Annotated in this window: 14 protein-coding genes, 1 other RNA gene and 1 pseudogene; 11 read left to right on the top strand and 5 right to left on the bottom strand. The window is 68.2% G+C overall.

Annotated elements, in window-relative coordinates:
* Positions 1-171: 171 nt before the first annotated feature.
* Positions 172-567 (top strand): annotated as a pseudogene (locus AC6A67_RS15005) (GNAT family N-acetyltransferase); the annotation flags it as partial.
* A 127-nt stretch (positions 568-694) separates the two neighbouring features.
* Here the strand turns inward: AC6A67_RS15005 and nudC are convergent.
* A complete protein-coding gene (nudC, locus tag AC6A67_RS15000; RefSeq protein ID WP_498037365.1) occupies positions 695-1,666 on the bottom strand; it encodes an NAD(+) diphosphatase in 972 nt (323 codons plus the stop codon).
* Between the two features lie 228 nt (positions 1,667-1,894).
* Complete coding sequence (locus tag AC6A67_RS14995) at positions 1,895-2,326, bottom strand: HIT domain-containing protein (RefSeq protein ID WP_498037364.1); 432 nt, start codon at positions 2,324-2,326, stop codon at positions 1,895-1,897.
* A 277-nt stretch (positions 2,327-2,603) separates the two neighbouring features.
* Here AC6A67_RS14995 and ffs point away from each other — a divergent pair.
* The 5 genes from ffs (at position 2,604) to recR (ending at position 8,067) form a co-directional block, all read left to right on the top strand.
* An RNA gene (gene ffs, locus AC6A67_RS14990) (signal recognition particle sRNA small type) lies at positions 2,604-2,701 on the top strand.
* A gap of 622 nt (positions 2,702-3,323) precedes the next feature.
* On the top strand, positions 3,324-5,291 hold the full coding sequence (locus AC6A67_RS14985) for a DNA polymerase III subunit gamma/tau (RefSeq protein ID WP_498037363.1): 1,968 nt from the start codon (positions 3,324-3,326) through the stop codon (positions 5,289-5,291).
* Positions 5,292-5,520: 229 nt separating this feature from the next.
* A complete protein-coding gene (locus tag AC6A67_RS14980) occupies positions 5,521-5,841 on the top strand; it encodes a YbaB/EbfC family nucleoid-associated protein (RefSeq protein ID WP_498037362.1) in 321 nt (106 codons plus the stop codon).
* A gap of 551 nt (positions 5,842-6,392) precedes the next feature.
* Positions 6,393-6,836: a hypothetical protein gene (locus AC6A67_RS14975; protein ID WP_498037361.1), complete on the top strand. Its 444-nt coding sequence runs from the start codon at positions 6,393-6,395 to the stop codon at positions 6,834-6,836.
* A gap of 628 nt (positions 6,837-7,464) precedes the next feature.
* Entirely contained in the window at positions 7,465-8,067 is a 603-nt protein-coding gene (gene recR, locus AC6A67_RS14970) for a recombination mediator RecR (RefSeq protein ID WP_498037360.1), read from the top strand.
* A gap of 151 nt (positions 8,068-8,218) precedes the next feature.
* Here recR and AC6A67_RS14965 read toward each other — a convergent pair whose 3' ends face one another.
* Positions 8,219-9,370: a DNA recombination protein RmuC gene (locus tag AC6A67_RS14965; protein WP_498037359.1), complete on the bottom strand. Its 1,152-nt coding sequence runs from the start codon at positions 9,368-9,370 to the stop codon at positions 8,219-8,221.
* A 253-nt stretch (positions 9,371-9,623) separates the two neighbouring features.
* Here AC6A67_RS14965 and def point away from each other — a divergent pair, with 253 nt between their 5' ends.
* From def to truA, 3 genes are all read left to right on the top strand, one after another.
* On the top strand, positions 9,624-10,139 hold the full coding sequence (def, locus tag AC6A67_RS14960; protein ID WP_498037358.1) for a peptide deformylase: 516 nt from the start codon (positions 9,624-9,626) through the stop codon (positions 10,137-10,139).
* A 211-nt stretch (positions 10,140-10,350) separates the two neighbouring features.
* Positions 10,351-11,286, top strand: a complete 936-nt coding sequence (fmt, locus tag AC6A67_RS14955) for a methionyl-tRNA formyltransferase (RefSeq protein WP_498037357.1) — start codon at positions 10,351-10,353, stop codon at positions 11,284-11,286.
* A 34-nt stretch (positions 11,287-11,320) separates the two neighbouring features.
* A complete protein-coding gene (truA, locus tag AC6A67_RS14950; RefSeq protein ID WP_498037356.1) occupies positions 11,321-12,088 on the top strand; it encodes a tRNA pseudouridine(38-40) synthase TruA in 768 nt (255 codons plus the stop codon).
* 139 nt (positions 12,089-12,227) lie between these two features.
* Here the strand turns inward: truA and dapE are convergent, their stop codons facing one another.
* Positions 12,228-13,439, bottom strand: coding sequence for a succinyl-diaminopimelate desuccinylase (gene dapE / locus AC6A67_RS14945; protein WP_498037355.1), 1,212 nt, complete (start codon positions 13,437-13,439; stop codon positions 12,228-12,230).
* Positions 13,440-13,558: 119 nt separating this feature from the next.
* Positions 13,559-14,419 (bottom strand): 2,3,4,5-tetrahydropyridine-2,6-dicarboxylate N-succinyltransferase, encoded by an 861-nt coding sequence (dapD, locus tag AC6A67_RS14940; RefSeq protein WP_498037354.1) that lies wholly within the window; start codon positions 14,417-14,419, stop codon positions 13,559-13,561.
* A gap of 516 nt (positions 14,420-14,935) precedes the next feature.
* Here dapD and AC6A67_RS14935 point away from each other — a divergent pair.
* Positions 14,936-15,328 carry an MliC family protein gene (locus AC6A67_RS14935; RefSeq protein WP_498037353.1) on the top strand — a complete coding sequence of 131 codons (393 nt, stop codon included), beginning with the start codon at positions 14,936-14,938 and terminating at the stop codon, positions 15,326-15,328.
* A 271-nt stretch (positions 15,329-15,599) separates the two neighbouring features.
* Positions 15,600-16,493 carry an alpha/beta fold hydrolase gene (locus AC6A67_RS14930; protein WP_498037352.1) on the top strand — a complete coding sequence of 298 codons (894 nt, stop codon included), beginning with the start codon at positions 15,600-15,602 and terminating at the stop codon, positions 16,491-16,493.
* The last annotated feature ends 196 nt before the right edge of the window (positions 16,494-16,689 follow it).

Below are 16,689 nucleotides of genomic sequence, written 5' to 3'. Positions count from 1 at the left end.
CGCCTGCCAACTAACTTTTTGCTGTACAAGAACTAATCCCGATGCCCCGGCGGCGACGCCTAATTAACACCCAGGAATGGGAAATCACGCAATCGCCCTGTTTCCGCCGCCAATCGCCGTTTTGTCGCCCTGCTGCCCAGTCAGGCTGTCCACAAATGGAAGGGATACACCATGCGCGTGACATACCGGCGGGGACTGACCACCGATATCCAGAGCGTGGCGATGGCGCATCTGCCCGTGCAGCGCGACACCTGGCGAGGCCTGGTTGACGACGACGATCTGCCGGTGTTCCCGGAAGAGGCGCTGCTCGCCATGTGGACGGCCAGGCTGTGCGATCCGGCGGTTGAGGTGTTTGTGGCCGAGGTCGACGGCCAGATCATTGGCGCGGGCGCGGCGGCGATCCACACGCCTGGCGGCGCCGAAGCCGAGATTCTTGAGGTTTTCGTGACCCGGGCCATGCAATGCCGTGGCGTCGGCTCGCGGCTGATGGGCGCTTTGGCGGGCGCCGTGGCGCGGCGCGGTTGCAGCAGCATCATCGCCTGGGCGCCGGAGCGCAATGTGACGGCCATCGTCTTCCTGCGGGCGATCGGGGGCGACATTGTCGAAGCCGCCCCCGGCGCTGGTCGTTACACCTTGCCGGCGCTGCAATTACGCTTCAGCGATCTGGCCGAACTGGCGTTTTGGGATGGCGGCGTCAGCCAGCCTCACCGCGCACGAAGGCGGCCAGCACGTGATGGGCGATCGCCATGGGCGGGGGAGCGAACAGACGTCCCGGGTGCCGTCCCGCCAGCATCAGGCGCGCTTCCTCGCGACTGAACCAGCGGGCGTCGTCGAGTTCGGTCCTGTCGATGACAATGTCAGGCGACAGGGCCTCGCCGACGCAGCCAATCATCAGCGAGCCAGGGAATGGCCAGGGTTGCGACGCCAGATAGCGCACGGCGCCCAAAGGCACCCCCGCCTCCTCCATGATCTCGCGGCGCACCGCGTCCTCAATGGTCTCGCCAGGCTCGACGAAGCCGGCGAGGCAGGAATACATGCCGCGCGGGAACTGCGGCTGGCGGCCCAGCAGGCACTCGTCGCCGCGTGTCGCCAGCATGATCACCACTGGATCGGTGCGCGGGAAATGTTGCGCCTTGCAGGCGTCGCAATCACGCCGCCAACCGCTCGACACCATGCGCGACGGCGCGCCGCAATTGGAGCAGAAGCGGTGACGCTGGTGCCAATAGGCGAGCCCCTTGGCCTCGCCAAGCACGCCGAACTCTTCCGGCGGCAAGGCGCCCTGCATGGCCATGGCGCGCAGATCGGCGGCCACCAGATCGGAATAGCCCTTCAGTTGCTCGGAGAATTCCTGCGGGTGAATGGCCAGGAACACCGGCCGCTCATTGAGCGTGCCGAGGAACGGCAATTCCTTCGGCTCGCCGAGACGAAACACTTCATCCAGCGAGAACCATGGATCAGGCCGGCCGCCTGGGCCGCTTTTGATCAGCGGCCTGTCGCCGACGATGATGCAGGCGATGGCGTCCTGGGAGGCGCGAAACGCCGCCATGCGCGCATCGTCGTCGCGCCGCTCCGAGTGCCGCACCAATGGGTTGGTGGCGTAGCCGACCTGGGCGGATAATTCGCTGCGCACGGCGCTGGCGGCGCCCCTGTCTAGATCAGTGGTCATACATGCTCCCCGGCTCTCCCCTGAGCGACCTGCCCGCCATCTGGCCCCTGCGCCAGCAGCCCGTGGGGCTGCGGCGCGCAGCTGGTCGCGGTGTTTTCGTGGCGCCATTGTGCTTGCGTCAGCGGCGTCGCCGCAAGGCGCGCCCACGCCTTTTCGCCATGCGGCTGGCGCAGGCGCCCTTCTCTGTGCAGCGCTGCGCCCCGATCTGACGCGAGGCGGCGCGCAGGCTCAGATGGCGAGCGCCGCCCGCCAGCGTCCGGTCGCCCTGGCGAGCGCCGCGGCGTCATAGGGCGTCGCCTGGCCCACGCCCCACACCGGCCCTGGCCAGGCGGCGTCGTGCTGGTTGCGGCCGATGACATGCACATGCAGCTGCCGCACCATATTGCCGAGCGCCGCCACATTCAGCTTGTAGGGCGCGGCCTCGCGGCGCAGCGCCTGCGAGACGAGGCGGACTTCGCAGGTGAGCTGCGAATGGCTCGCCGCATCAAGATCAATCAGCTCCGCCACATCGGTTCGGCGCGGAACCAGCACCAGCCAGTCATAGCGGCTGTCATTGAGCAACAGCAGCCGCGACAGCGGCAGATCGCCCACAAGGGCGCAGTCTGCGGCGAGGCGCGGATCAAGTGAAAAACCGGCTTCAGCTTGCGCATCACACTGCATCACACGCTCCCAGGGCGGCTCTTGCGCCAAACATCATCCCCATGGCGACAACGCCAGGCTTCGCCACCTCTGCCCTACACCGTCTTAACTGCGCATTGAACGGCGCGACGATTGATATTTGCGCCTCGGCTACAAGGGACGCCTTCCCGCCTCGCCAGAGCGTGAGGCACGTTGCGGCCCCTGAACATGCAGGCGGACGGCGCTGCGCTGGGGACCATGCATGGCATCGCCCGCCGCGCCTCTTGCATGTGCCGCCGCTCTGTACGATATACGCGGCGGGAGGTTGGCGTTGGACGTACCACTCGCCAACCGGGTCAGGTCCGGAAGGAAGCAGCCCTAACGAGTATCGGGCGGGTCTCTGTTCAGCCTCCCACCTTACGCAAACCATGCGCAAGGTCGCGCCCATCGAGCGGTCGCCCAGATCACCGCTCACCGGCGCCCCAGCCTTCTCTCTTGCCTTACGCTGTTCACAGCCACCGCGCCGTTTGCGTGCGCGGCGCATGGCGCTCGCCTTTTTGCTGTTGCCCTCAGATGGGAATGGATGCGCGACAGGGTTGCTCGCCATGGCGCCGCGCTGCTGACCGGAGACACGGTGTTTCATGTCGCTTGATTGCGCTGGCTGCGGCCGGGAAGACGTGGATGCCCGTGACGAGCACGGGCATGACGGGGTTGGATGGTGAGGGCTGGCGGCGACGGGGCCTTCGCTGACGCCGTGACCGGGGCAGGCAGAGCCGCAACCGACGCCGGAGCCAAGGGCCAACGCCGCCGGGGCCATGAACGCCAGGCGCCCCCACCGCTCCCCGTTGCACAACAGGACTTCCCCCACACACTGCCGTCATGCCCGTGCTCGTCACGGGCATCCACGCGTTTGCCCCCTAACCACCGCGCGCCCCACCAATCCCTCAGCCCGCAACCGCGACATGCACCCCGCCGGCATTTCGTGATAGCAATGCCGGGTTGAGGGCGACGACGCCCGCCCAGCGCACCACAGGACGCCATGACCGATACGCCAGACCAGACGCCGCACGTGCATGCCGCAGACGCGGACTTGCCTGGATTGCCGGGTCTGCCTGGCCTGCCGGCATTGGCCAGCCCGCCTGCGCCAGCGTCGACGGCGGCTGGCGCAACGCCCTATCGCGTGCTGGCGCGCAAGTACCGGCCGCAGAATTTCGATGATCTGATTGGCCAGGAAGCCATGGTGCGCACCCTGTCCAACGCCTTTGAGACCGGCCGCATCCCCCAAGCGTGGATGTTGACCGGCGTGCGCGGCGTCGGCAAGACCACCACGGCGCGCATCCTGGCGCGCGGCCTCAATTATGAGACCGCCGACGGCGGCGGCGCGCCGACCATCCACCTGCGCGAGCCCGGCGTGCACTGCCAGCAGATCATTGAGGGCGCGCACATTGACGTGATGGAGATCGACGCCGCCTCGAACAATGGCGTCGACAATATCCGCCAGCTCAATGATTCCGTGCGCTACGCGCCGGTGTCGGCCCGCTACAAGGTCTACATCGTCGACGAGGTGCACATGCTGTCGACGGGGGCGTTCAACGCCTTCCTGAAGACGCTGGAAGAGCCGCCGCCGCACGCCAAATTCATCTTCGCCACCACCGAAATCCGCAAGGTGCCGGTCACCATCCTGTCGCGCTGCCAGCGCTTCGACCTGCGCAGGGTGCAGGCGCCGGTGCTGGCCCAGCACCTGGCCAAATTGTGTACCGCCGAGGCGGTGACGTGGGAGGATGAGGCGCTGGGCCAGATCGCCCGCGCCGCCGAGGGCTCGGTGCGCGATTCGCTGTCGCTGCTCGATCAGGCGATTTCCCACGGCGCCGGCCATGTCAGCGCCGCCACGGTGCGCGCCATGCTCGGGCTCGCAGATCGTGGGCGCGTCATCGATCTGTTTGAGGCCGCCATGCGCGGCGATCTGCCAGCCGCCATCGGCCAGTTGCAGGATCTCTACGACGCTGGCGGCGACCCGTCCGTGCTGATGGCCGAGCTTGCCAGCTTCACCCACCTCGTCACCCGCCTGAAGCTGGTCCCGGATGCGGCGAAGGACCCCTCATTGACCGAAGTGGAGCGGCTGCGCGGCGCGGAGCTGGCTGCTGGACTGTCGATTCGCGCCCTGTCCCGCGCCTGGCAGATGCTGCTGAAGGCGTTGCCCGAGGTGCAGGACAGCTTCCGCCCGCTGGCCGCCGCCGAAATGGCGCTGGTGCGGCTGGCCTATGCCGCCGATCTGCCCACCCCAGATGAAGCGCTGAAGATGCTGCGCGACGCGCCTTTGCCCACGCCAGGCGGCGCTGGGCCAGGCGTTTCGGGAGGTTCAGGCGGCGCGGGCGGTTCGGGAGCCGCTGGTATTGCGCCCGGCGCCCGCCTCGCCGTCGGCGGCGGCTATGACGTATCGGCGGTCAGCGGCCAGGATGGCTCGCCCCGGGCCATGGTCAGCGGCGCGGTGATCAATGGCGGCGGCGCCAGCATGCAATTGGTGGCCAGCCAGGCAGTGGCGCCAGCGTCGCAGCCCGCCGCCAGCGAGCGGCTGCGCATCGCACGCTTTGAGGATCTGGTGGCGCTGGCCGGCGACCGCCGCGACATCGGCCTCAAGGTGGCGCTGGAGCGCGACGTGCGCCTGGTGCGCTTTGAGGATGGGGTGGTGGAATTCGCCCTGGCCGAGGGCGGCAGCCGCAATCTGGCGGCGCAGCTTGGCGCGCGGCTGCTGGAGTGGACCGGACGGCGCTGGGTCGTCGCCATTTCCTCAAAGCCCGGCGACGACACCATCCAGCAGAAGCGCGCCGCCATGAAACGCGAGCGCCACGACGACGCCGCCAGCCACCCGCTGGTCCGCGCCGTGCTGGAGCGCTTCCCCGGGGCGCAGATCGTCGACGTCACCGATGTCCGCGCCCAGGCCGATGACGACGCCGCCGGACAGGAGCTGGCCGAGCTAGACGATACCGACGACGCCCCAGGCGACTGAGCCCGCGCCATGGCGGCGCCCGCCGGGGCTGTAGCGTTTGCGCCAGAGCGGACACAGCTTATGTACGGCGCTATCGCATCAGATCGGGGGCGCATGCCCGCGCCGCCGCCTGGCTGGGCGCGGTGACACGGGCAGGTCAGGCTGAGCGGATCGCGTTGCGGGAACAGGGGCTGGTCGCCGCGCGCCTTGAGCCCTATCTGAGACCATTGACTGACCAGAGGACGAAAACATGAAAGACATCATGGGGCTGATGAAGCAGGCCCAGGCCATGCAGCATAAGCTGGCGGACGCCCAGGCCGAGCTGGAGAATCTGGAAGTCGAAGGCGCGGCTGGCGGCGGCGCCGTCACCGTGCGCATGACGGCCAAGGGCGCCATGCGCGCCATCAGCATCGACCCGTCGCTGCTGCAGGCGGACGAGAAGGAAATCGTCGAGGATCTGGTGATCGCCGCCGTCAACGACGCCCGCGCCCGTGGTGAGAAACTGACGCAGGAGCGCATGCAGGAGCTGACCAAGGGCCTGCCAATCCCCCCCGGCATGAAGCTGTTCTGAGCGAGGCCGCACCCCCGGGGCGCTGTTTGGTGATGGCGCCCAGGGTAGCGGCAAGGCTAGAGCAAGGCGCGCAGGCGACCCACGTGTGAGCCTGCACGGCGCTACGGGCGGGCGACAGGCCTGCGCAGCCGCGCCCGGCTTCACCCACGCCCGATCGCAATCACCACGCATGATGTCGGCGACCGGATGGCGGCCAGGCCGACGTCCTGCCCCCACCATGGAGACGCCAGGCCTTGGCGGGACGCCCTACGCCCGGAAGGCGCAGAATGCGCCGGCTGACCCTGTCCCGGCTGGCCAAACCTGGCCAGGAGCGCCAACACGTCCAGGGAAACTCTGGCGTCCAGGGGATCTCCGGGGTCCAGGGAAACTCCGGAGTCGAACCGCTTTCGCGCGATCAGCAGCGCCCACGCGTGAAGGCGGCCTCATTCATCAACCAATGCCATAGCGCCTTCCGTGGCCACCTGGCGCGACTGAGGCGGCTGGCGCGCCAGCTGCTGGCGCCGTTTAACCGCGCGGCCCGGCGCTCTGTCACTGCCGCCGCGGCGGAGTTGATGGCCCTCAGCCTTGCGCTGCAGGAAGAATATGACGCCAGCGGCGAGGTGGTCATCGCCCTGGTCTATCGCATGGAGGCGGCGGACGCGCGGCTGGCGAGCGCCATCGCTGCGGCGTGGCCCACCGGCCCGGAGCAGCCAGTCCGCGCCATCCACCACATGGCCACCGCCCTGCACGAGGTGGTGCATCTGGCGCAGCTGGCGCGCGAATGGCGCCAGGACGCCATCAATCTGCGCCATAGCCTGGCGCTGGAAGATGCCGCCGAGGGCGCGCCAGATGACGGGCGCGCGGCCCGCGAGGCGGCCATCGCTGCCGGGATCGCCCGGCTTGACGACTATGTCCGCCAGAACATGCACGACCTCGACCGCTGGCTGAAAGCGGCGGCTGAACTCAACCCCCGCGCCTTCCGCGCCGCCACCGATCCGCGCCGCGATCAGCTGTGAGCCGTCGTCGGGTGGCTGGCGGCATTGGCGCGCAAGGCGTGGATGCCCGTGACAAGCACGGGCATGACGGCGGCGGGGGGCATGGGATAGGGTCAGTTTGGCTGCCGTGTCGCGAGGGGGATGGAGAGGGCGCGCGTGCAGGGGGATTAGAGCGTGCGAGTCTTGGCAGGCAGGTGGAAGCGGGCGTGCAAGACCAGGTCCACCTGGGCGTGCAGCGCCGGGACTACACTCCCAATCGCCCACCCCAAGCTCCCACCCCACTCCCCCTTTCAGACTTCCAGCTCCCCACACCCCGAGTCCTGCCCCAAGCCCCACACCTGAAGCCCACACCCCGCATCCCCGCCGTCATGGTCGGGCTTGACCCGACCATCCACGTCTACCGGACGCCGCCGCCACACCCCCAAACGTTCCTGCCCCCAGCACACACCCGCCCCCGCACACCCGCCCCGCCTGTCACAGCCGCCCTACCGCTTGCCTGCCTCCGCCGGTGCAGGCACAAGGGGCGAGCGTGGGCGACTGACACCATCGCCTTCGCAAGCAGACGCCGCATCGACCATGTGGCCGATCGGCCCGCGCCAGCCGCCCGCGTTGGCGCGCCTGCGCTCCTGAGAGGTAAGGCGCCACAACCATGGCTTCGTCGACCGGTCCCGAACTTGAACGTCTGATCCAGCTGCTGGCGCGCCTGCCCGGGCTGGGGCCGCGCTCGGCCCGCCGCGCCGCCCTGCATCTGATTCGCAAGCGCGAGGCCCTGTTGCAGCCGCTGGCCGACGCCGTCCGCGTCGTCGCCGACCGGGTCATCACCTGCCACGCCTGCGGCAATGTCGACACCGCCTCGCCCTGCGCCATCTGCCAGGACGGTCGGCGCGACCCGGCGGTGCTGATCGTGGTGGAATCGGTGGCGGATCTGTGGGCGCTGGAGCGCGCATCGGTGATGAACGCCCGCTATCACGTGCTCGGCGGCGTGCTGTCGCCGCTGGATGGCATCGGGCCTGACGACCTCAATCTGGCGGCGTTGGCCGAACGCAGCGCCGATGGCGTGATCACCGAGGTGATCATCGCCCTCAACGCCACGGTGGACGGCCAGACCACGGCGCATTTCATCACCGACATGCTCAGCCATCTGCCGATCCGCATCACCCGCCTTGCCCATGGCGTGCCAGTGGGCGGCGAGCTCGATTATCTCGACGAAGGCACGCTGGTCGCCGCCATCCGCCAGCGCACCACGCTGTAACCAGAGCCTTTCGGCCAGGGCGCCATCAGGCGCCTGCCTGGCCGTCGCCGGGCGAAATCTCAACCGAAGGCGGCCTTCGCCGCCGCAGCGCAACGCCAATGGCTGCCTGCAGGGCTGCGTCACCTTGCAGCGACGCAATCATCGCATCGGCTCAGGCTCCGATCCGCTCCTCAAAATCCAGCGCCTCGATGCGACCGCCGCGCCGCGCGATCTTGTCGACCGAGACGTTGAGCGCCGCCAGATCATCCCTGGCCTGGCGAAAATGGCCGTCGAGCCGGCCCGCCCGCTCCTGCAGCCTGGCGATGTCGTCAAGCAGGCGGCTGACCTCGGTCTGGATCGCCAGCGCCTCATCGCGGATGCGGGCGTCGCGGGCCATGGCCCGCACCAGCTGGATGGCCAGCGCCAGCAGCGAGGGCGAGACGATGATCACCCTCGCCCGCGTCGCCATCTGCGCCACCTCATCGAAATGCTCCAGCAGATCGGCGTAGAGCGCCTCAGACGGCAGAAACATCAGCGCCATGTCCTGGGTCTCGCCCGGCAACAGATATTTGCCGGCGATATCGCGAATATGCGTCAGCACGTCCTGGCGCAGGCGCGCGGCGGCGGCCTTGCGCTCCTCGTCGCTGCGGGCGGCCCTGAACGCCTGAAACCCCTCGAGCGGAAATTTGGCGTCGATCGCCAGCGGCCGGTCGCCGGGCAGATGCACAAGACAGTCTGGCCGCCGCCCATTCGACAGGGTGGCCTGGAAGCTGAACGACCCCGGCGGCAAACCATCGCGCACGATGGCCTCCATCCGTCCCTGCCCCCAGGCGCCGCGCGTCTGCTTGTTGGCCAGCACCTCACGCAGGCCGACAATCTGCCCGGTCAGAGCGTTGAGATTCTGCTGGGCGGCGTCGATCAGCGCCAGCCGCCCGGCCAGATCAGCGAGGCTGCCGCCAGTCCGCTCCGCCATGTCGGCGAGGCCTCGCCCCAGCCGGTGTTGCAGCAGGTCGACGTGCTCGGCGACGCTGCGCTGCACCTCGGCCTGGCGCGCGCCAAGCCCCTGCATGCTGGCGTGCAGCCCGCCGTGCATCTCCGCCTGGGCCTGGGTGAGCTGCGCCAGCCTGGCCTCCATGGCGCGGCCCTGAGCCTCGAGCATGGCCAGAACCTCCTCCGCCTCCCAGCCTGCGCCAGCCAGCCTGCGCCGGCGGGCGCCGCGCAGCAGGCTCAGCCCCAACAGCGACAGCGCCACGATCGCCACCGCCCAGGCGAGCTGTAGCTGGCTGATGTCCTGGCCGACGACAGTGAGCCACATGTCTTTCATCAAATGGTCCCGTCGTCGCCCATGGTCGCTGCACAGTTCCCGCCACCTGGAGCGCCGACGGGACGCCACCCCATCGCCAGTCACGCCAAGACGGCCAGACCACCAGGACAAGTCTCATCAAGTCAGGACAAACCGGCCCCGGCGGCCAGATAGCCCCCCCGCCTTGCGCCTACGCACAGGAGGGTCGATCAAAACTAAGAACAAATCAAGTACAAGTTGACCGCAAAATCGTTAAGCCCTATTGCATGGCGCCATGACCATCCGTCCTCTCGTCATTCTCCCTGACGCCATGCTCCGCCAGGCGTCCGCGCCAGTGGGCGCCGCCACCGCAGAGATCCGCCAGCTGGCGGATGACATGCTGGAAACCATGTATGACGCGCCTGGCATCGGCCTCGCAGCGGTGCAGATTGGCGTGATGAAGCGCCTGATCGTGCTCGACGTGGTGCGCGAGGAGGGCGTCGACGGCAATCCGATGATCCTGCTCGATCCGGAGATCACCTGGAGCTCGGAGGAGCGCAGCATCTACAATGAGGGCTGCCTGTCGATCCCGGACTACCACGCCGATGTGGAGCGCCCGGCGCAGGTGCGGGTGCGCTATCGCGATATCCACGACAAGATGCAGGAGATCGAGGCCGACGGCCTGCTCGCCACTTGCCTGCAGCACGAGATCGACCACCTCAACGGCGTGCTGTTCATCGATTATCTGTCGAAGCTCAAACGCGACCGGGTCAACGCCAAATTCGCCAAGCTGGCCCGCCAGGGCCGCTGAGACGCACCCCCGCCCATAGCCCTTATCTGGCGATGGGCGGACCTCGCCTGCCTTGACGGCCAGGTCGCCCGGCGGTCTGGCCTTTTTGCCATTTCCGCCCTGGCTATGGCATGAGCATTCGGTGCATCGGCGGCATATCGGCGGCGCATGGGGGGCGATGATGCAGCCATAGCCCGCCGCCGCTACAGACGCTGGACCTGGGGACAAAGCTTTGCGCGTGATTTTCATGGGGACGCCGGATTTCTCGGCGCCGACGCTCGCTGAAATCGTCGGCCACGGCCATGAGGTCGTCGCCGTCTATACCCGCGCGCCCAAGCCCGCCGGTCGCGGCATGAACGAGCGCAAGAGCCCGGTGCATGAGATGGCTGAGGGCTTTGGCATTCCGGTGCTGACGCCAGCAAGCTTGCGCACGCCGGAAGCGGCGGAGACGTTCCGCGCGCTCGACGCCGACGTCGCCGTGGTGGTCGCCTATGGCATGATCCTGCCGCCCGACATCCTGGCCATGCCGCGTTTTGGTTGCATCAATCTGCACGCCTCGCTGCTGCCGCGCTGGCGCGGCGCCGCGCCGATCCAGCGCGCCATCATGGCCGGCGACGCCGAAAGCGGCGTCTGCGTCATGCAGATGGAGGAAGGGCTGGACACCGGCCCGGTCGCCATGTGCGAGCGCCTCGCCATCACCCCGGCCATGACCGCCGGTGAACTGCACGACGCGCTCAGCGGGCTCGGCGCCGACCTCGCCGCCCGCGCTTTGGCGGCGCTGGAGCGCGGCTCGCTCGGCTTCACGCCGCAGCCGGAAGACGGCGTGACTTACGCCCACAAGATCAGCAACGCCGATGGCCGCATCGACTGGAGCATGGACGCCCAGGCGGTGCACAACCATATTCGCGGGCTGTCGCCGTTCCCCGGCGCCTTCTTCGAGGCCGATCTCGGCAAGGGCAAGCCGGAGCGCGTCAAGGTGTTGCGAGCGCAGGTGGAGGAAGCGGCGGAGAGCGCGGGCGCGCCAGGCGAGCTGCTGGCTGGCGGCCTCGTGGTCGCCTGTGGCGCAGGCGCCGTGCGGCTGTTGCAGGTGCAGCGCGCCGGCAAGGGCGCGGTGACGGCGGACGAATTCATGCGCGGGGCGCGGCTGGCGCCTGGCGCGCGGTTCTGAGCCCCGACCCTCTGACATCCGGCTGGAGACGCCCGTGCCCCGCTATCGCCTGGTGATCGAGTATGACGGCGACGCCTATGTCGGCTGGCAATGGCAGGACAATGGCCGCTCGGTGCAGCAGGCGATTGAGGAAGCCATCATCAAATTCACCGGCGAGCATCCGCGCGTGCAATGCTCTGGCCGCACCGACGCCGGCGTACATGCGCTCGGCCAGGTCGCCCATGTGGATCTCAGCAAGGAGTGGCGCTCCGACACGGTGCGCGACGCCATCAACGCCCATCTCAAATTATGGGGCGAGCGTATCGCCGTAATCTCGGCCCACGCCGCCGTGCCCGCATTTGAAGCCCGGCACAGCGCCCTCAGGCGCCATTACGTCTACCGCATCCTCAACCGGCGGGCGCCGCCAGCGCTGGATCGGGGCAAGGTCTGGCATGTCGGGCGCAAGCTCGACGCCGACGCCATGCACGCGGCGGCGCAGACCATCCTGGGCAACCACGACTTCAGCACCTTCCGCGCCGCCGAATGCCAGGCCGCCAGCCCGATCCGCACCCTCGACCGGCTGGATGTGGAGAGTGTCGGCGACGAGATCCGCATCCACGCCTCGGCCCGCTCCTTCCTGCACCATCAGGTGCGCTCCATGGCTGGCTCGCTGGAGCAGGTCGGCTGTGGCCGCTGGCAGGTGGGCGACCTGCGCGCGGCGCTCGACGCCCGCGACCGCACCCGCTGCGGCCCCATGGCCCCGGCGCATGGGCTGTATTTCGTCAGCGTCGACTATCCGGACGAGGTGCTGGCCGCGCCCTGAGAGCGGATGGGGCGGCGGTGTGGCGACGGGTCGCCGTCTTGCCTGGCGGAGGGAAGACGTGGATGCCCGTGACGAGCACGGGCATGACGGTGGGGGGTGTGGCGGGCGACGGGCTAGTGGCGACTGGCGCTGAGGCTGTTTAGCGCTCCCGCTCACCGATATGGGCGAAATAGCTGGCGATCATGCGGCGGTAGATGCGGCCAAGGGCTTCCAGCTCGGCGACCGGCGTGCGCTCATCCACCTTGTGCATGGTGTCGCCGACGAGGCCAAATTCGATCACCGGGCAGTAATCCTTGATGAAGCGCGCGTCCGAGGTGCCGCCGCTGGTCGACAGTTCGGGACGCAGGCCGGTCTCGGCGGCGATGGCGTCGCACATCAGGTCGACGAAGGGGCCGGGCTGGGTCAGGAACGATACGGAATTGCTCGGATCAAAGCGCAGGCTGTAACGCGGCCCATCGCCGCCGACGCTGTCGAGGCGACGCTGCACCTCCGCCTTCAGGCTGTCGAGGCTCCAGATGTCGTTGAAGCGGATGTTGAACACCGCATGGGCGTCGGCGGGAATGACATTGGTCGCGCCATTGCCGACATCGACCGAGATCACCTCCAGATTGGAGGCGTCGAAGCGCTCATTGCCTGCATCGAGCGGCGTGGCGATCAGCGCCTGCAGATAGCGCAGCATGGCCGGGATTGGGTTCTGCGCCCGCTGCGGATAAGCGACATGGCCCTGCACGCCATGCACCGTCAGACGCCCGGTCAGCGAGCCGCGCCGGCCGACCTTGATCATCTCGCCCAGGCGGTTGGGATTGGTCGGCTCGCCGAGGATGCAATGGTCGAAGCGCTCGCCCTGCTCCTGGGCCCATTGCAGCAGCTTGACTGAGCCATTGATGGCCGGGCCCTCCTCATCGCCGGTGATCAGAAAGGCGATGGAGCCGTCAAACTCCGGATTCTGCCGGATGAAATCGATCGCCGCCGCCGTAAAGGCGCCGACGCCGCCCTTCATGTCGACGACGCCGCGACCATAGAGCACGCCATCCTCGGTCACCGCGTCGAACGGCCCATGGCGCCAGGCCGCCTCATCGCCCGGCGGCACCACGTCGGTGTGGCCGGCGAACAGCAGCACCGGCGCGCGCGCGCCGTAGCGGGCGTAGAGGTTCTCCACGTCGGGCGTGCCCTCCTCGCTGAAGGTCAGGCGTTCGACGTCGAAACCGGCGGCGCCCAGCGCCCCCTCCAGAAACGACAGCGCCCCGCCCTCTTCCGGCGTCACCGAGGCGCAGCGCACCAGCGCCCGGGTCAGCTCGACCGCCTGGCGACCGACATCCGCATGGGGGCTGGCGCTGGAAGTGTCGGTCATGGCGGGCTCCGCTGCAGCAGGTGGAATCAACAAGGGCGGGATCAGTGATCCCGCCCCGTCATAGCATGAGGTTGGCGTTGCGCGCCTCAGGGGCGCAGCGCGTTCAGCAGCGCGAAGCCTCAGTCGCGCAGCAGCTCGTTGATCGAGGTCTTCGAGCGGGTCTGGGCGTCGACCTTCTTGACGATGACGGCGCAATACAGCGACGGGCCCGGCGTTCCGTCGGGCAGCGGCTTGCCCGGCAGGCTGCCAGCCACCACCACCGAATAGGGCGGCACGCGACCGACATGCACCTCGCCCGTTGCGCGGTCGATGATCTTGGTCGAGGCGCCGAGATAGACGCCCATGGACAGCACGGCGCCTTCGCAAACGATGACGCCTTCGGCCACTTCCGAACGGGCGCCGATGAAGCAATTGTCCTCGATGATCACCGGGCCAGCCTGCAGCGGCTCCAGCACGCCGCCGATGCCGACGCCGCCGGACAGGTGCACGTTCTTGCCGATCTGGGCGCAGGAGCCGACCGTGGTCCAGGTGTCGACCATCGTGCCTTCATCGACATAGGCGCCGAGATTGACGAAGGACGGCATCAGCACCACGCCCGGCGCGATGAAGGCGCTGCGGCGGGCGATGGCGCCTGGCACGGCGCGGAAGCCGGCGCTGCGGAACTGGCTCTCGTCCCAGCCGTCAAACTTCGACGGCACCTTGTCCCACCAGGTCGCGCCGCCCGGCGCGCCGCTGATCGGCGCCATGTCGTTGAGGCGGAACGACAGCAGCACCGCCTTCTTCAGCCACTGGTTGACCACCCACGCGCCGTCGGCGCCCTTTTCGGCGACGCGGGCCTTGCCGCTGTCGAGCAGGTTCAGCGCCGTCTCCACGGCGTCGCGGATCTCGCCCGTCGTCGAAAAGCCCACGTCGGCGCGCTGCTCAAACGCGTTTTCGATGATGGATTCGAGCTGCGCGTAGTCGCCCGTCTCAGTGGCCATGTCGTCTCAATCTCTCATCTTTGTCGCGGCCTCCGGAGCGGAACGCCGCACTGACAATCAAGCGGGAATCAGGGCTGGCGACAGCTGTGGCGCAACGCCCTGATAGCCCGCCGGTTGTCCCCGCAACCGGGCGGCGGAGTCAAGCGCCGAAGCGGTGAGCGTCTGAGGAGCGGGGCAAACCCGGACGGCGGCCCGCATATGCGCCGCAATCCAAATGTTACAGGCCGGAAATCGCCGCGCTGGCGCTTGCCCTGCCTGGCGATAGCGGCGACGCTGGCGCAGATGAAGCTGCGGCCCTCGCAAGGCTTGCGGCGTCCACCAGCTGCGCCATGACCCTGGCGGCATGCGGCTGACGACACGAAAAGGCGGATCATGCAGCCGGCCCCAACACACCTTGAGCCTCCATCGCACGCGAGGCGCGGCGACGTCCTCCGCCTGCCCGTCATGCCATTACGTTTGCCATCGCGCCTGCGGACGCTGGCATCTGCCGGCGCGCTGCTTCTGGCGTGTGCGGCATTGGCCCCGGCTGAGGCGGCTGCGCCGTCCAGCGCTACGCCAGGCGATGCGCCGCGCGCCACCCAGCCTGAGCGTCCGCCAGAGCCGCCGCCGGCCATTGTCTATGTCTGCGACGACGGCACGCGCATTATCGCGCGCTTCCCCGATTCCAGCCTCGCCATGCTGATGATCGGCGACGACCGCTATGAGCTGAAAGCCGACATCGCCGCCTCAGGCGTGCGCTATGTCGGCGGCAAGGTGCAGTTCTGGACCCATCAGGGCAAGGCGCGGCTGACGCGCGATGGCGTCGATACCGAATGCGCGCCGCCACCCGAGCCGGCTGCGCCTGTGGCGCCTGGCAAGCCCGCGGGACCAGAGACGCCCAAGGCTGACGACACGCCTACAAGCCGCTAGAGCGCGCAAGGCGACCAGCGCGCCATGCCCCCATGCGCTGATTGCGGGTGACAGGACGGCCCGATGGTTGAATAGTCACGCCGCAATACAATTGAGGCAACCGATGGCGAGGCGCGCGACCAGGTCGGCCACCCGTCACGCCATCGCGTAAACAATGCAGCGTGGCCCGCGCAGCCCTCACCGGCTGGACGATCACACCGCTCACCAGCAGGCACTCAGGCATGCGGCGGCCAAGGGCTGACCGGCGCGTGCATCAGACAATGGATTGGGAATGGAACGCTTATCTGTCCGCCTCGCTGACGGCGACATGTCTTATCTGCGCTGGAACGAGGCAGGCGACCGGGCGCCGCTGCTGCACCTGGCCCACGCCACCGGCATGAACGCCCAGAACTATCGCCAGGTCGGCGAATTGCTGAAGCACCGGTTCCGCATCCTGATGAGCGACGCGCGCGGCCACGGCTTCAGCACCATGCTGGCGGATCCGGCCCAGCAGCACGACTGGTCCGGCTATGAGCGCGACCTGCACGGCCTTTTGGCGCATGTGAACGAGCCGGCCCTGCTGGTCGGCCATTCCATGGGCGGCGCCGTCACATTGATGTATGCGGCCGCGCAGACCCAATTTGTGCGCGGCGTGGTGCTGATCGACCCGGCGGTGATCTCGCTGGAGAAGGCTGAGGCGCTGCTCGCCGCAAAGCAGGCGGGCACGGCCGGCGACAATGACATGGCCGCCGTGGCGCGCAAACGGCGCCGCGACTGGCCCTCCCGCGCCGAGATCCGCGCCAAATACGACGGACGCGGCATGTTCGCCTGGTGGAAGGACGGCATCCTCGATGATTACCTCGATGGCGGCCTGATCACCCACGCCGATGGCAGCGTTTCGCTGGCCTGCGCGCCGGAGTGGGAGGCCGCCACCTTCAATTGCATCGACATCCTGCGGGTGTGGCAGATGGCGCCGAAGCTCAGCGTGCCTGCAGCGCTGATGCGCGCCGAGGTCCGCAGCACCCTGGCCGAGATCGACGAGATCAATTTCAAGCGGCTGATCCCGCAGCTTGAGACGCTCTATGTGCCTGGCCGCAGCCATTTCGTGCCGATGGAGGACCCGGAGCTGACCGCCAATTTCATCATGCAGCAGGCCGACCGCATGCTGATCCGCGACGCGGCCTGAGGGCGCGCTTCTTCACCGTGTTCAGGTCCGGGCGGCGCCGTCCGGGCCTTTTTTTGTGACTGCCTCGCACACGGGCGCGCTGGCGAGCAACGGCTGTTTCCGTATGGGAAATGACAAGCCGATCTGTGAAGCGCCGAAAATATTCACGCGCGAAACCGCCAGAACCATGGCTTCTCGTCAGTAAATGCGGCGCCTA

The organism is Camelimonas sp. FR25, assembly GCF_059740505.1.
This window is presented reverse-complemented; position numbering and strand designations above follow the sequence as displayed.

Bases quoted from the DNA above. Each gene is read 5' to 3' on its own strand.
- AC6A67_RS14980 (WP_498037362.1), top strand. From the start codon at position 5,521: ATGAAAGACATCATGGGGCTGATGAAGCAGGCCCAGGCCATGCAGCAT.
- AC6A67_RS14975 (WP_498037361.1), top strand. From the start codon at position 6,393: ATGGCCCTCAGCCTTGCGCTGCAGGAAGAATATGACGCCAGCGGCGAG.
- nudC (WP_498037365.1), bottom strand. From the start codon at position 1,666: ATGACCACTGATCTAGACAGGGGCGCCGCCAGCGCCGTGCGCAGCGAA.
- dapE (WP_498037355.1), bottom strand. From the start codon at position 13,439: ATGACCGACACTTCCAGCGCCAGCCCCCATGCGGATGTCGGTCGCCAG.
- AC6A67_RS14995 (WP_498037364.1), bottom strand. From the start codon at position 2,326: ATGCAGTGTGATGCGCAAGCTGAAGCCGGTTTTTCACTTGATCCGCGC.
- recR (WP_498037360.1), top strand. From the start codon at position 7,465: ATGGCTTCGTCGACCGGTCCCGAACTTGAACGTCTGATCCAGCTGCTG.
- dapD (WP_498037354.1), bottom strand. From the start codon at position 14,419: ATGGCCACTGAGACGGGCGACTACGCGCAGCTCGAATCCATCATCGAA.
- def (WP_498037358.1), top strand. From the start codon at position 9,624: ATGACCATCCGTCCTCTCGTCATTCTCCCTGACGCCATGCTCCGCCAG.
- AC6A67_RS14965 (WP_498037359.1), bottom strand. From the start codon at position 9,370: ATGAAAGACATGTGGCTCACTGTCGTCGGCCAGGACATCAGCCAGCTA.
- AC6A67_RS14985 (WP_498037363.1), top strand. From the start codon at position 3,324: ATGACCGATACGCCAGACCAGACGCCGCACGTGCATGCCGCAGACGCG.
- AC6A67_RS14930 (WP_498037352.1), top strand. From the start codon at position 15,600: ATGGAACGCTTATCTGTCCGCCTCGCTGACGGCGACATGTCTTATCTG.